Origin of the sequence: Pseudomonas sp. IT-P2 (assembly GCF_949767575.1) — a bacterium.
In the GTDB taxonomy this organism is placed as follows: domain Bacteria; phylum Pseudomonadota; class Gammaproteobacteria; order Pseudomonadales; family Pseudomonadaceae; genus Aquipseudomonas; species Aquipseudomonas pharyngis.
Map to the genome: position 1 here is coordinate 362,760 of NZ_CATKQA010000044.1, position 13,368 is coordinate 376,127.

A 13,368-nucleotide genomic window follows, 5' to 3' on the forward strand; every position below is an offset into this window, starting at 1 on the left:
ACCCTAGCGATCCTGTATGACAGAAAGATGACAATGCAGTGACGCACCAAATCCGCCGCCAGCAGGGCACTGGCAGTGGATAGAAGAATTCGGGGAGTGTGGGGGCCGGGCCGCTTGCGGGCCGGGCCCCACACGGGAGTCAGGCGGGGTTCACCCCTGACTCAGTTTGTTACTTTTTTGCGACTTCAGCGCCGCCTTCCTTCAGACCCAGGTCAGCCAGTGCTTTTGCAGCAACCTTGGCTGGCAGCGGGATGTAGCCGTCTTTCACGACCACTTCCTGGCCCTGTTTCGACAGAACCAGTTTCACGAACTCGGCTTCCAGCGGGGCCAGAGGCTTGTTCGGGGCTTTGTTGACGTATACGTACAGGAAACGCGACAGCGGGTACTTGCCGTTCAGGGCGTTTTCTTCGGTGTCTTCGATGAAGTCCGAGCTGCCTTTCTTGGCCAGGGCCACGGTTTTCACGCTGGCGGTCTTGTAGCCGATGCCCGAGTAACCGATGCCGTTCAGCGAGGAGCTGATCGACTGCACGACCGAAGCCGAGCCTGGTTGTTCGTTGACGTTAGGCTTGTAGTCGCCTTTGCACAGGGCTTCTTCCTTGAAGTAGCCGTAGGTGCCGGATACCGAGTTGCGGCCGAACAGTTGAACCGGCTTGTTGGCCAGGTCGCCGGTCACGCCCAGGTCGCCCCAGGTTTTCACGTCGGCTTTGGCGCCGCACAGACGGGTGGACGAGAAGATTGCGTCAACCTGTTCCATGGTCAGGTGCTGGATCGGGTTGTCCTTGTGCACGAAGACAGCCAGGGCGTCCACGGCAACCGGGATAGCGGTTGGCTTGTAGCCGTATTTCTGTTCGAAGGCCGCCAGTTCGGTGTCCTTCATCTTGCGGCTCATCGGGCCCAGGTTGGAGGTGCCTTCAGTCAGCGCAGGTGGTGCGGTGGCGGAGCCAGCGGCCTGAATCTGGATGTTTACGTTCGGGTATTCTTTTTTGTAGTTCTCAGCCCAGAGGGTCATGAGGTTGGCCAGGGTATCGGAGCCGACGCTGGACAGGTTGCCCGACACACCAGTGGTCTTGGTGTAGCTCGGGATCGCAGGGTCAACAGCGGCAACCGCGTTGGCAGTCGCAACGCCAGCAGCGACAAAAGTCATTGCCGCCATCAAACGCTTCAGTTTCATGCCTTACTCCTAGCAGATAGGGTGTGTTAAGTCGGGGCCAAGTATCAGCAGGCCGTGTGAACACTCTATGGCTGAAATATGACAATTGGATGAAAGGCCAGCATCCGAGGTGTCGCAAAAAATGAATTCCGCAGCAGGTTGACAAATCGAATCCAAAAGATAGCCTTGTCAACCACGAGAGGAACTCATGATAAACGACCGAATTCGCCGCGCCCGCCTGCAACGAGGCCTCACCCTAGAGGGTCTGGCGGCCCAGCTTGGCGACATCACCAAACAAGCGTTAAGCAAATATGAGAAAGGGTTGAGCACTCCAAACTCTTCTCGCCTGCTGCAACTGGCCAAGGCACTTCAGGTCAGCCCCGAATATTTTTTCCGCGCGGAGGTTATTCCTCTGGCACCTCTTGAGTTTCGAAAGCTGGCCAGAATGCCCAAGTATCGCCAAGCTCAAGTTGAAGAAAAAATTCGGGAACATCTCGAGCGCTACATTTCACTTGAGCAATGTTTCGATCCTGCAGATATCCAGACCCCTGCTACCCCCGCACAGATGCTCCCTGTTTCAACCCTTGAGGAGGCTGAGCTGGCAGCCGAGAAGCTTCGCCAGTTTTGGGGAATCGGTAGCGATCCCATCGCCAATCTGACTGAGCAACTGGAAGAGCACAGCATCAAGGTTGCAATGCTGAACGGCCCAGATGATTTCGATGGCGCTTGTGCTGCTACCGGTGACGGCGAACATGTACTAATTGCTTTGAATGCTGACCGTCCAGGTGAGCGAATCAGATTTACGGCTGCTCATGAGCTCGGCCATTGGGTTATGGCGTTGCCTGGAGACATGCCGGAGAGAGACAAAGAAAACTGTTGTCACCGTTTTGCCGGCGCATTTCTCTATCCCGCCAAAAGCGTAACCGGCGATTTCGGCAGCCATCCCCGGTCCAGAGTCCATCCACGAGAGCTACTGATCGCCAAACGCCAATACGGAATATCGATGCACGCTGCGTTGAGACGACTGAAGGATCTGAAGCTACTTAGCGAAAGTGGCTACAAATCCCTCACTATTCAATTCAGTGCCAACGGCTGGCGCAAAGCAGAGCCCGAACCTATGCCGTGCAAACCGCCCCAGCGCTTTGATTCCCTGGTGTTCTGGGGATTGGCAGAAGGATTGATCACCAAGTCGCGGGCTGCTGAACTCCTGCGCAAACCAGTGAGCGCACTTGACCCCAATTTCTTGGGCTCACTGGAGAGTGCATGAGTCTGATCTATATCAGTGATACAAATATCTGGATCGACTTCAGAAATGCCGGATTGCTGGAGCAGATGTTCAGCTTGCCGTTTACGCTGTGTTGCACTGACTTCGTAATGTACGAACTCGACGACTTTTCACACGACGAGCTGCTCGACCGAGGGTTGATTGTCGAATCGTTCGATGAGGCAGGTGTAATAAGATTGTCGGGGCTGAGGATCGAGCACAACAACAGCTCTTTAGCCGACGTCTCCTGCTACTTGCTTGCGCAGGAAACGGGCCGTCCTTTACTCACCGGAGATGGCAGGTTGCGCCGTCAGGCCCAAAGAGATGGGTTACAGGTACACGGCGCGCTATGGCTGCTCGATTTAATGGTAGAGCACCAAGTCATCGACGAAACAGAAGCTGCAAATGCTTTGGCTCACATGCTCGAACACGGTGCTCGCCTGCCGATTGGCGAGTGTGAAACAAGGCTTTCGCGCTGGCGAAAGCCCTGAGTTCTGGAACTAAATCAGCGTCCCTTCTTCCACAACCACGCGCCGACCAGGATCCCCATCCCGCACAGCACCGCCACATAGTAGGCCGGCCCCATCGCGCTTTCTTTCAGCAGCAGGCTGACGACCATCGGGGTCAGGCCGCCGAAGATCGCGTAAGCGACGTTATAAGAGAAGGACAGACCGCTGAAGCGCACCACCGGCGGGAAAGCCTTCACCATCACATAAGGCACCGCGCCAATGGTGCCGACCAGGAAACCGGTCAACGCGTACAGCGGGAACAGCCAGTTCGGGTGATCGGCGAGGCTGTGATAGAACGCCCAGGAGCTGGCAAGCAGAGCCGCGCAGCCGAACACAAACACGCGACCGGCGCCGAAGCGATCCGCCAGCGCGCCGGAAATGATGCAGCCAAAGCTCAGGAACACGATCGCCAGGCTGTTGGATTGCAGCGCGGTGGTCGGCGAGAAGTGATAGACCGTTTGCAGCACGGTCGGGGTCATCAGGATCACCACGACGATGCCGGCGGACAGCAGCCAGGTCAGCAGCATCGACACCGCGATGGCTCCGCGATGGTCACGCAGTACGGCGCGCAGCGGCACTTCTTCGGCCAGGGCCTTGCGCAGTTGCAGTTCGGCGAACACCGGGGTCTCGTGCAGCCAGCGACGCAGGTAAACCGAGAACAGGCCGAACACACCGCCGAGCAGGAACGGGATCCGCCAGGCGTAATTCGAAACTTCCGTTGGCGTATAGAGGCTGTTGATCGCGGTGGCGACCAGCGATCCCAGCAGGATGCCTGCCGTCAGGCCGCTGGTCAGGGTGCCGCAGGCGTAGCCGATGTGCTTGCCGGGTACGTGTTCGGAAACGAAGACCCACGCCCCCGGCACCTCACCGCCAATCGCCGCGCCCTGAATCACGCGCATCAACAGCAGCAGGATCGGCGCCCACATGCCGATCTGCGCGTAGGTCGGCAACAGGCCCATGATCAGGGTCGGCACCGCCATCATGAAAATGCTCAGGGTGAACATCTTCTTGCGCCCCAGCAGGTCGCCGAAGTGCGCCATGACGATCCCGCCCAGCGGCCGCGCGAGGTAGCCGGCGGCGAAGATACCGAAGGTCTGCATCAGGCGCAGCCACTCGGGCATGTCGGCCGGGAAGAACAATTTGCCGACCACGGTGGCGAAGAACACGAAGATGATGAAATCGTAAAACTCCAGCGCGCCCCCCAGGGCCGATAGCGACAGAGTCTTGTAGTCATTGCGGGTCAACGGTCGTGCGGGTTGGTCGGGCTGCGCGAGGCTCGAGGGCGCTGTGGTCATGGCAAGGTCTTCTCTTATAGTCGGATCTGCCGCCACAACAACGCTGGCTGTGGCTCGGGCAGGTTCGGCACCATAGCAAATTGTTCGAAAAAGCACATAGAGGTGCGTATTTGCCGGTCGAAATCAGAACCGGACGGTCGTCGCGGAGTCTACCGACCGATATACTCGCAACCTTGCTCCGGTTTGTAGGGGGTTGCTGTGCGAAAACGTCGTTGGCCCGGCCTTTGCTCGGGATTAGCCGGTTTCGCAGAGTTTCTCCTTAGGCGCCTGATGGAAAACGTGACGAACGTAGTATGTTCGGTGCTGAATCGTTTTTCCCGAAGACGGCTACCACCAGCAGCACCAACGAAGAGTCACGGGTCAGAGGCACCCCCGGCATGATAGAGCTCGAACAAGAAGATCCGATCCCGCAAGGCGACCTGGCCCTGCAAATCACCGCACTTCCCCGCGAAACCAACGGCTTCGGCGATATTTTCGGCGGTTGGCTGGTCGCACAGATGGACCTGGCCGGCACGGCCATGGCCAGCCGTGTTGCCGGTGGCCGTGTCGCGACCGTCGCCATCGACCGCATGGCGTTTCTGGTGCCGGTGGCTGTCGGCGCGCAATTGTCCTTTTATACCCAGACCCTGGAAATCGGCCGCAGCTCGATCCAGATGATGGTCGAGGTGTGGAGCGACGACCCGCTGTCCAGCGAGTGGCGCAAAGTGACTGAAGCGGTGTTCGTGTTCGTTGCCATCGATGGCAGCGGTCGCACCCGCTCGGTTCCGCCACGCGCACGTTAAACCTCGCGACCGTTTCACGGTCGATAGTCGTCCAAGTTGCTGATCGAGAGTTGTCCCATGAACACGCCCAACGTTGAAGCCGTGAAACTGGATGAACTGAACTGCTGGCGCATCCGCCACGGTCAGGCCGAAGTGCTGGTGGCCCAGCAAGGCGCGCACATCCTCAGTTATCAGGTGGACGGCCAGCCGCCGATCATCTGGCTGAACGACAAGGCCGTGTTCAAGACCGGCCAGAGCATCCGCGCCGGTGTGCCGGTGTGCTGGCCGTGGTTCGGCAAGTTCGAACGCAACCCGCAGAGCGTGCAGGCCATGTACACAGGTGCGCAACCGGCCGCCGCGCACGGTCTGGTGCGGGCAATGGATTGGGAGCTGGGCGGCATCGAATCAGAGGCTGACGGCGTCAAGGTCGAATTCAGGCTGCCCCACCCCGAAGGCGGACTGCCGGGCTGGCCGCATCAGGTCGACCTGACCCTGACCCTGCATTTGTCCGAGCAATTGCAGTTCAGCCTGACCAGCCACAACCGTGGCAACGACACCGTCAGCCTCAGTCAGGCGTTGCACACGTATTTTTCCGTCAGCGATGTGCGCAACGTGCACGTCGCCGGCGTCGATGGCTTGAATTACATCGAGACCCTGGACGACTGGAAGACCTGCACCCAGCAAGGCGACCTGCACTTTGCCGGCGAAACCGACCGCATTTACCTCGACGCCCCGCCGCAATTGAGCATCGTCGACCCGGCCTGGGAGCGGCGCATTGTGCTGACGGCTACCGGCTCGCGCACGGCGGTAATCTGGAACCCGTGGATCGACCGCGCGGCAGCACTGGCCGACATGGACAACGACGGCTGGCAACGCATGCTGTGCATCGAGACGGCGAACGTGATGGACGACGTGGTGACTTTGGCGCCAGGTGCTAGCCATACGATGGGCGTCAGCGTCGGCAGCAAGCCGCTGTAACCAGTACCCCAAAACAAAATGTGGGAGCGAGCCTGCTCGCGAATGCGTTATGTCAGCCACCCTTCAAGTGTCTGATACACCGCTTTCGCAAGCAGGCTCGCTCCCACAGTTGTTTTGGAGTGACTATTACAGATCAGATTCCTGCACCACCCGCACCTTGTCCGCTTCCAGCGCATACGCCGCATCGGCCAGGTCATTGCTGACCTTTTCGATCTTCAGCGTGCCGGTCACCCATAACGGCGTGTAGATATCGTCCAGCTTCAAACCCTTCGGATAGCGCACCAGCACCAGTTGATTCGGTGGCGGTGGCGGAACATGGATGCACGCGCCCGGGTACGGCACAAGGAAGAACAGCGTGCTGCGACCCTTGGCGTCGGATTCCAGCGGCACCGGATAACCGCCGATGCGGATGTGTTTGTCATTCATCGACGCCACGGTCTTGGTCGAATACATCACCGCCGGCAAACCTTTGGCCTGCTTCATCCCGCCTTTCTGGGTGAAGGTGCCGGTGGCTTCCGGGGAGTTGTGGTCGATTTCAGGCATGGCCTCGAGGGCTTTCTGGTCCGACTTGGGCATCAGTTCCAGCCAGTCGGTTTCCGGCAGTTCGCCGGCGTGGGCCATACCGCTGCCCAGCAAAAGGAGAGTCAACAGAAGACGGCGCATGAAGGTGCTCGGTAAAGGATGCTCGAAAAGGGAGGGGACGCTGAATCGCCGAGCATTTTAGCCCTCCCCGCCGGATTGGCGGAGAGGACTTTGTCGCTTTGAATCAGTTCTTTTTGATCAGGCCGTAGATCACCAGCAATACGATGGCGCCAACCAGCGCACCGATGAAACCTGCGCCCTGACCGGCCTGATAGATGCCCAGGGCCTGGCCGCCGTAGGTGGCTGCCAGCGAACCGCCGATACCGAGCAGGATGGTCATGATCCAGCCCATGCTGTCATCGCCCGGTTTCAGGAACCGCGCCAGCAGGCCGACGATGAGGCCGATAAAGATGGTTCCGATAATTCCCATGGCATTTCCCTCTGAATGGTAGATATGCGATGAAGCCTAGCCAGACTTTCGCATCCTGCCATCAGAGAACGGCGGCCCCGCAATGGTTCCGCCGTTGCCGGATGAAACTGTCGTTACTCGGCGATCAGCGCTTCGACCTTGAGGATCTGCTGCTCGAGGGTCGCCTTGTCCTTGCAGCGCAGGTTGGCGTGACCGACCTTGCGCCCGGCCTTGAAGGCCTTGCCGTAGTGATGCAGGTGGCAATCGTCGATGGCGATGACCTTCTCGACCGGCGGCACCACACCGATGAAGTTGAGCATCGCGCTTTCGCCGACCTTGGCGGTCGAGCCCAGCGGCAGACCGGCAACGGCCCGCAGATGGTTTTCGAACTGGCTGCACTCGGCGCCTTCGGTGGTCCAGTGCCCGGAGTTGTGCACGCGCGGGGCGATTTCGTTGGCCTTGAGGCCACCGTCGACTTCAAAGAACTCGAACGCCATCACACCGACATAATCCAGCTGCTTGAGTACGCGGCTGGAATAGTCTTCGGCCAGGGCCTGCAGCGGGTGATCGGAGCTGGCGACCGACAGCTTGAGAATGCCGCTGTCGTGGGTGTTGTGCACCAGTGGATAGAATTTCGTCTCGCCATCGCGGGCGCGCACGGCGATCAGCGACACTTCACCGGTGAATGGCACGAAGCCTTCCAGCAGGCAAGGCACGCTGCCCAGTTCGGCGAACGTACCGACCACGTCTTCCGGCTTGCGCAGGACTTTCTGGCCCTTGCCGTCGTAACCCAGGGTGCGGGTTTTCAACACGGCCGGCAGGCCGATCGACGCAACGGCGGCGTCCAGGTCGGCTTGCGACTGGATGTCGGCGAACGCCGGGGTCGGAATCCCCAGGTCCTTGAACATGCTCTTTTCGAACCAGCGGTCGCGGGCGATGCGCAGGGCTTCAGCGCTCGGGTAGACCGACACGAATTGCGAAAGGAAAGCTACGGTTTCCGCCGGGACGCTTTCGAACTCGAAGGTCACCAGATCGACTTCATCGGCCAGTTGACGCAGGTGATCCTGATCGCCGTAATCGGCCCGCAGGTGTTCGCCCAGCGCAGCGGCGCAAGCGTCCGGCGCAGGGTCGAGGAAAGCGAAGTTCATGCCCAGCGGAGTACCCGCCAGGGCCAACATGCGACCCAACTGGCCGCCACCGATTACACCGATCTTCATCTCAACAACCTCAGGCAATACGTGGGTCTGGATTGTCCAGGACGCTGTCTGTCTGCTCGGCACGGAAGGTTTTCAGTACCGCGTGGAATTGTGGATGCTTGGCGCCCAGGATGCTCGCCGACAACAGCGCGGCATTGATCGCGCCGGCCTTGCCGATGGCCAGGGTGGCGACCGGAATGCCGGCCGGCATCTGCACGATCGACAGCAGCGAGTCGACGCCCGAAAGCATCGCCGACTGCACCGGCACGCCCAGCACCGGCAGGTGGGTCTTGGCCGCACACATGCCTGGCAGGTGGGCTGCGCCACCGGCACCGGCGATAATCACCTCGATTCCTCGGCCTTCAGCCTCTTCGGCGTACTGGAACAGCAGATCCGGGGTGCGGTGGGCAGAAACCACCTTGACCTCGTACGGGATGCCGAGCTTTTCCAGCATATCGGCGGTGTGGCTAAGGGTGGACCAATCGGACTTGGAGCCCATGATCACGCCAACCAGTGCACTCATCGTCGCGCCTCTTCTCTCTGGGCGCCCGCAGGCGCGTCAAAAACAACAAGCCACGCAGGATGCGTGGCTTGTTGTAGGAAAAATGGCCGGACGAACCGGCCGAAGGCCGCGCAGTATACCGCAAAGAAAGCAATAAACAGCCCCCGTTGCGACCATCTGTCATCTGCCGCAAAAGCCCGGTTTTATTGACTCGAAGGTCAGTGACCGGGACATGTTTCACGCACCGGCCGGACCTTGCGCCGCCCCGCCTTCCAGCTTGCGCCACAACAACCGCACATTGGCCTTGCGCACCAGCGCGCAGCGGTACAGGCGAATCTCCAGCGGCACATGCCATTGCGCACCGCCGCAGACCACCAGTTCGCCCCGGGCCAGTTCGGCCCGCACGCTCAGTTGCGGAACCCAGGCGATACCAAGGCCTTCCAGCGCCATGCTTTTCAGGCTGTCGGCCATGGCGGTTTCATAAATCGTGGTGAAGCGCAGCTGACGCTGGCGCAGCAAGCCATTCACCGAGCGCCCGAGAAACGCCCCGGCGCTGTACGCCAGCAACGGCACACTGCCCTCGCCTTCCAGATCGAACAGCGGTTTGCCATTGGCATCCGCCGCACACACCGGCAGCATCTCGGTCTGGCCCAGGTGCAGCGACGGGAAGATTTCCGGGTCCATCTGCATCGCCGCGTCCGGGTCGTAGAACGCCAGCATCAGATCGCAGCCACCTTCACGCAGCGCGTGCACCGCGTCGCCGACGTTGGTCGCGACCAGCCGGGTGGCGATGTTCAGGCCTTCATTGCGCAGTTGCGCAATCCAGCGCGGGAAGAAACCGAGTGCCAGCGAGTGCGCCGCTGCGACCTGGATCACTTCGCCCTGCCCGCCTTCCAAGTGATGAAGGTGGCGCAGCACTTCACCGAGCTGTTCGACCACGGTGCGCGCGGTTACCAGGAACAATTGCCCCGCCGCCGTCAGCTCGATCGGCGTGCGCGAGCGGTTGACCAGCGTCAGCCCGAGCGCCGCTTCCAGGCTGCGGATCCGCCGGCTGAAGGCCGGCTGGGTCACGAAGCGCCGTTCGGCCGCCTGCGAGAAGCTGCGGGTGGCGGCCAGAGCACTGAAGTCCTCGAGCCATTTGCTTTCCAGATTCATCACGTCCTCCCGGACACGCACCAAAACAGGTCACACGTCTGCCGCGCACGCGGCGTCACACGGGCATTATGCCGAATGTGCATAGGGCAGTGTTTAACAGCATTGGCCCAAAAATTCCCACAAGCCTAGCATTCGCAGCGTTCCGGCACAGACCGGGTCCCTATCGAGATGATTTCTATCATGTCCTCCGCTGCATCATTCCGCACAGAAAACGACCTGCTTGGCACCCTCGAAGTCCCTGCTCAAGCGTATTACGGCATCCAGACCCTGCGAGCGGTGAACAACTTCCGTCTCTCGGGCGTTCCGATTTCGCACTACCCGAAGCTGGTTGTCGGTCTGGCAATGGTCAAACAGGCCGCTGCTGACGCCAACCGCGAGCTGGGTCACCTGAGCGAAGCCAAGCACGCTGCCATCAGCGAAGCCTGTGCCCGTCTGATCCGCGGCGATTTCCACGAAGAGTTCGTGGTCGACATGATTCAAGGTGGCGCCGGTACCTCCACCAACATGAACGCCAACGAAGTGATCGCCAACATTGCTCTTGAAGCGATGGGTCACCAGAAAGGCGAATACCAGTACCTGCACCCGAACGACGACGTGAACATGGCGCAGTCGACCAACGACGCCTACCCGACCGCGATCCGCCTGGGTCTGCTGCTGGGTCACGACGCACTGCTGGCCAGCCTCGACAGCCTGATTCAGGCGTTCGCGGCCAAGGGTGAAGAATTCAACCACGTCCTGAAGATGGGTCGTACCCAGCTGCAAGACGCCGTGCCGATGACCCTGGGTCAGGAATTCCGTGCTTTCGCCACCACCATGGGCGAAGACCTGGCCCGTCTGAAGACGCTGGCCCCGGAACTGCTGACCGAAGTGAACCTGGGCGGCACCGCGATCGGCACCGGCATCAACGCCGACCCGCGCTACCAGGCCCTGGCCGTACAGCGTCTGGCGCTGATCAGCGGTCAACCGCTGGTTCCAGCCGCCGACCTGATCGAAGCCACTTCCGACATGGGCGCCTTCGTGCTGTTCTCCGGCATGCTCAAGCGCACCGCGGTCAAGCTGTCGAAAATCTGCAACGACCTGCGCCTGCTGTCCAGCGGCCCGCGCACCGGCATCAACGAAATCAACCTGCCGGCGCGTCAGCCAGGCAGCTCGATCATGCCAGGCAAGGTCAACCCGGTGATCCCGGAAGCCGTGAACCAGGTGGCATTCCAGGTCATCGGTAACGATCTGGCGCTGACCATGGCAGCCGAAGGCGGCCAGCTGCAACTGAACGTGATGGAGCCGCTGATCGCCTTCAAGATCCTCGACTCGATCCGCCTGCTGCAACGCGCCATGGACATGCTGCGCGAGCACTGCATCGTCGGCATCACCGCCAACGAAGCGCGCTGCCGCGAACTGGTCGAACACTCGATCGGTCTGGTCACTGCACTGAACCCGTACATCGGCTACAAAAACGCCACCCGCATCGCCCGTATCGCCCTTGAAAGCGGCCGCGGCGTGCTGGAACTGGTGCGCGAAGAAGGTCTGCTCGACGAAGCCATGCTCGCCGACATCCTGCGCCCGGAAAACATGATTGCTCCGCGTCTGGTTCCGCTCAAAGCCTGAGCCGACGCGTGACTTGTAGCACCGCTCACCAGGTCGAGGGACTAGACACCTCTCACCTTTTGAGGGCTTGGGGATGATTCCCCGAGCCCTTTTTTTTAACTGTTTGAACCTGAGAACCGTATGTATGGAAGCTGGCTGCAAACCGGCTCCCAGACAAGCCCGACGCCGGTAACGTCGGGTGTTTCAAAGCTTCGTTTCGTCGCTTGCACCACAACCGTGCAGACGGGCGCCGCACTGATCGGTATAGTGCCGCCCCTCTTCGCGTGAGCGGTCGTCGGTAACGAGGCCATAACCCATGCGAAACCCGAACTAATAACAAACCCGCGATATGGATCCGGGACGAACCCTCGCCTCGCCCGTTGTGCCGCGCGCACACCGGTGTAACGCGATGTTTCTGACCATCCAGCATTTGCTTAAACAATAAACAGCGAGGAAAAATCCATGCTCGAAGTCATCAACGACTTCCTCTCAGGGAAAGTACTGATCGTGCTCATTGTCGGGCTCGGTAGCTACTTCACGATTCGCTCGCGTTTCGTTCAATTGCGCCACTTCTTCCACATGTTCGCGGTGTTCCGCGACAGCCTCAAGGGCAGCGCCGGGCAACTCAGCTCGTTCCAGGCCCTGATGCTCAGCCTCGCCGGCCGCGTCGGTGCAGGCAACATCGCCGGTGTCGGCATCGCCGTGACCCTGGGTGGTCCGGGTGCAGTGTTCTGGATGTGGGTGACCGCGCTGGTCGGCATGTCCAGCAGCTTCTTCGAATGTACGCTGGCCCAGGTCTACAAGCGCGCCGATGGCGACGGTTTGTACCGTGGCGGCCCGGCTTACTACATCCAGCACGGCCTGAAGCTCAAAGGCATGGCGGTGGTGTTCTCGATCCTGCTGCTGGTCACTTACGGCTTCGCCTTCATCGGCCTGCAGTCCTACACCGTGACCCACTCGCTGCAGAACGCTTTTGCCTTCGACCCGCAACACACCGGCATCGTCCTGGCGGTGCTGCTGGCCATTACCTTCATCGGTGGCATCAAGCGTATTGCTTCGGTGTCCGACCTGCTGGTACCGATCAAGACCCTGGCCTACATCGGTGTGACCCTGTACGTGATCGGCACCCAGATCGAACACGTGCCAGCCATGCTGGTGACCATCTTCAAAAGCGCCTTCGGTCTCGACCCGGCTTTCGGCGGCCTGCTCGGCAGCGCGATCGTGATGGGCGTGAAGCGTGGCGTGTTCGCCAACGAAGCGGGCCTGGGCAGTGCGCCGAACGTCGCCGCCGTGGCCGCCGTGAAGCACCCGGGTGCTCAGGGCGTGGTTCAGGCGTTCAGCGTGTTCCTCGACACCTTCGTGATCTGCACCTGCACCGCGCTGCTGATTCTGTTGTCGGGCTTCTACACCCCGGGCTTCGAAGGTGACGGCATCGTCCTGACCCAGAACTCGCTGGCCGCCGTGGTCGGTGACTGGGGCCGCATGTTCGTCAGCGTCGCACTGTCGCTGTTCGTCTTCACGTGCATCCTCTACAACTACTACCTGGGCGAAAACAGCCTGCAGTTCCTCACCCGCAACCGCGCTGCGCTGATGACGTTCCGCGGCCTGGTGCTGGCGCTGGTGGTCTGGGGCTCGATGCAGGACCTGTCGACCGTGTTCGCCTTCGCCGACATCACCATGACCTGCCTGGCCTTCGTCAACCTGATGGCCCTGGCCCTGCTGTTCAAGGTCGGCATGCGCGTGATGCGCGACTACGATGCGCAGCGCCGCGCAGGCGTCGACCAGCCGGTGTTCGACTCCAGCAAGTTCAGCGACCTGGATCTGGACCTGAAGGCCTGGCCCGCCAATCCGACGGCCGACACTCAGGCCAACGCTCAGCCGCAAGGCATCCCCGCAGCGCAACGCTGATCGGGTAAAAACCGGGCGCAGTTCTTGCGCCCGGCGTGACACAAGCAGCGGTCGGCGTCATGCTCGACCGCATGC

At 60.7% G+C, this 13,368-nt stretch carries 13 protein-coding genes; 6 read left to right on the plus strand and 7 right to left on the minus strand.

Features of this window, described 5'->3' with window-relative positions:
• Nucleotides 1-169: 169 nt before the first annotated feature.
• Nucleotides 170-1,171, minus strand: coding sequence for a phosphate ABC transporter substrate-binding protein PstS (locus tag ACM6JM_RS21080; protein ID WP_236179795.1), 1,002 nt, complete (start codon nucleotides 1,169-1,171; stop codon nucleotides 170-172).
• Between the two features lie 187 nt (nucleotides 1,172-1,358).
• Between ACM6JM_RS21080 and ACM6JM_RS21085 the strand changes: the two genes are divergently transcribed.
• Entirely contained in the window at nucleotides 1,359-2,417 is a 1,059-nt protein-coding gene (locus ACM6JM_RS21085; protein WP_039765108.1) for a helix-turn-helix domain-containing protein, read from the plus strand.
• Nucleotides 2,414-2,905 (plus strand): nucleotide-binding protein, encoded by a 492-nt coding sequence (locus ACM6JM_RS21090; RefSeq protein ID WP_039765106.1) that lies wholly within the window; start codon nucleotides 2,414-2,416, stop codon nucleotides 2,903-2,905. The genes ACM6JM_RS21085 and ACM6JM_RS21090 overlap by 4 nt, the downstream gene beginning before the upstream one ends.
• A 14-nt stretch (nucleotides 2,906-2,919) precedes the next feature.
• On the opposite strand, the gene ACM6JM_RS21095 is transcribed toward ACM6JM_RS21090, so the two are convergent.
• Complete coding sequence (locus tag ACM6JM_RS21095) at nucleotides 2,920-4,218, minus strand: MFS transporter (RefSeq protein ID WP_414882438.1); 1,299 nt, start codon at nucleotides 4,216-4,218, stop codon at nucleotides 2,920-2,922.
• Between the two features lie 377 nt (nucleotides 4,219-4,595).
• Here ACM6JM_RS21095 and ACM6JM_RS21100 point away from each other — a divergent pair, with 377 nt between their 5' ends.
• Complete coding sequence (locus tag ACM6JM_RS21100) at nucleotides 4,596-5,000, plus strand: acyl-CoA thioesterase (protein WP_003229628.1); 405 nt, start codon at nucleotides 4,596-4,598, stop codon at nucleotides 4,998-5,000.
• A gap of 57 nt (nucleotides 5,001-5,057) precedes the next feature.
• A complete protein-coding gene (locus ACM6JM_RS21105) occupies nucleotides 5,058-5,957 on the plus strand; it encodes a D-hexose-6-phosphate mutarotase (protein ID WP_414882439.1) in 900 nt (299 codons plus the stop codon).
• A 126-nt stretch (nucleotides 5,958-6,083) separates the two neighbouring features.
• Here ACM6JM_RS21105 and ACM6JM_RS21110 read toward each other — a convergent pair whose 3' ends face one another.
• The 5 genes from ACM6JM_RS21110 to ACM6JM_RS21130 form a co-directional block, all read right to left on the minus strand.
• The gene (locus ACM6JM_RS21110; protein ID WP_039765102.1) at nucleotides 6,084-6,620 is read right to left on the minus strand and encodes a DUF3299 domain-containing protein; all 537 of its coding nucleotides are present in this window, start codon (nucleotides 6,618-6,620) and stop codon (nucleotides 6,084-6,086) included.
• A 103-nt stretch (nucleotides 6,621-6,723) separates the two neighbouring features.
• The gene (locus ACM6JM_RS21115) at nucleotides 6,724-6,969 is read right to left on the minus strand and encodes a GlsB/YeaQ/YmgE family stress response membrane protein (protein ID WP_003229635.1); all 246 of its coding nucleotides are present in this window, start codon (nucleotides 6,967-6,969) and stop codon (nucleotides 6,724-6,726) included.
• Nucleotides 6,970-7,082: 113 nt separating this feature from the next.
• On the minus strand, nucleotides 7,083-8,165 hold the full coding sequence (locus ACM6JM_RS21120; protein ID WP_414882440.1) for a 5-(carboxyamino)imidazole ribonucleotide synthase: 1,083 nt from the start codon (nucleotides 8,163-8,165) through the stop codon (nucleotides 7,083-7,085).
• 10 nt (nucleotides 8,166-8,175) lie between these two features.
• Nucleotides 8,176-8,667: a 5-(carboxyamino)imidazole ribonucleotide mutase gene (gene purE, locus ACM6JM_RS21125; RefSeq protein WP_007954291.1), complete on the minus strand. Its 492-nt coding sequence runs from the start codon at nucleotides 8,665-8,667 to the stop codon at nucleotides 8,176-8,178.
• A 216-nt stretch (nucleotides 8,668-8,883) separates the two neighbouring features.
• On the minus strand, nucleotides 8,884-9,801 hold the full coding sequence (locus ACM6JM_RS21130; protein WP_085667335.1) for a LysR substrate-binding domain-containing protein: 918 nt from the start codon (nucleotides 9,799-9,801) through the stop codon (nucleotides 8,884-8,886).
• 180 nt (nucleotides 9,802-9,981) lie between these two features.
• On the opposite strand from ACM6JM_RS21130, the gene aspA reads away from it, so the two are divergent.
• Nucleotides 9,982-11,406, plus strand: a complete 1,425-nt coding sequence (gene aspA, locus ACM6JM_RS21135) for an aspartate ammonia-lyase (RefSeq protein WP_039765095.1) — start codon at nucleotides 9,982-9,984, stop codon at nucleotides 11,404-11,406.
• 441 nt (nucleotides 11,407-11,847) lie between these two features.
• A complete protein-coding gene (locus ACM6JM_RS21140) occupies nucleotides 11,848-13,293 on the plus strand; it encodes an alanine/glycine:cation symporter family protein (protein WP_039765093.1) in 1,446 nt (481 codons plus the stop codon).
• The last annotated feature ends 75 nt before the right edge of the window (nucleotides 13,294-13,368 follow it).

Excerpts from the sequence above, each read along its gene's own strand:
- ACM6JM_RS21105 (WP_414882439.1), top strand. The coding sequence starts at position 5,058 with ATGAACACGCCCAACGTTGAAGCCGTGAAACTGGATGAACTGAACTGC.
- purE (WP_007954291.1), bottom strand. The coding sequence starts at position 8,667 with ATGAGTGCACTGGTTGGCGTGATCATGGGCTCCAAGTCCGATTGGTCC.
- ACM6JM_RS21110 (WP_039765102.1), bottom strand. The coding sequence starts at position 6,620 with ATGCGCCGTCTTCTGTTGACTCTCCTTTTGCTGGGCAGCGGTATGGCC.
- ACM6JM_RS21120 (WP_414882440.1), bottom strand. The coding sequence starts at position 8,165 with ATGAAGATCGGTGTAATCGGTGGCGGCCAGTTGGGTCGCATGTTGGCC.
- ACM6JM_RS21140 (WP_039765093.1), top strand. The coding sequence starts at position 11,848 with ATGCTCGAAGTCATCAACGACTTCCTCTCAGGGAAAGTACTGATCGTG.
- ACM6JM_RS21080 (WP_236179795.1), bottom strand. The coding sequence starts at position 1,171 with ATGAAACTGAAGCGTTTGATGGCGGCAATGACTTTTGTCGCTGCTGGC.
- ACM6JM_RS21100 (WP_003229628.1), top strand. The coding sequence starts at position 4,596 with ATGATAGAGCTCGAACAAGAAGATCCGATCCCGCAAGGCGACCTGGCC.
- aspA (WP_039765095.1), top strand. The coding sequence starts at position 9,982 with ATGTCCTCCGCTGCATCATTCCGCACAGAAAACGACCTGCTTGGCACC.
- ACM6JM_RS21115 (WP_003229635.1), bottom strand. The coding sequence starts at position 6,969 with ATGGGAATTATCGGAACCATCTTTATCGGCCTCATCGTCGGCCTGCTG.
- ACM6JM_RS21085 (WP_039765108.1), top strand. The coding sequence starts at position 1,359 with ATGATAAACGACCGAATTCGCCGCGCCCGCCTGCAACGAGGCCTCACC.
- ACM6JM_RS21090 (WP_039765106.1), top strand. The coding sequence starts at position 2,414 with ATGAGTCTGATCTATATCAGTGATACAAATATCTGGATCGACTTCAGA.
- ACM6JM_RS21095 (WP_414882438.1), bottom strand. The coding sequence starts at position 4,218 with ATGACCACAGCGCCCTCGAGCCTCGCGCAGCCCGACCAACCCGCACGA.
- ACM6JM_RS21130 (WP_085667335.1), bottom strand. The coding sequence starts at position 9,801 with ATGAATCTGGAAAGCAAATGGCTCGAGGACTTCAGTGCTCTGGCCGCC.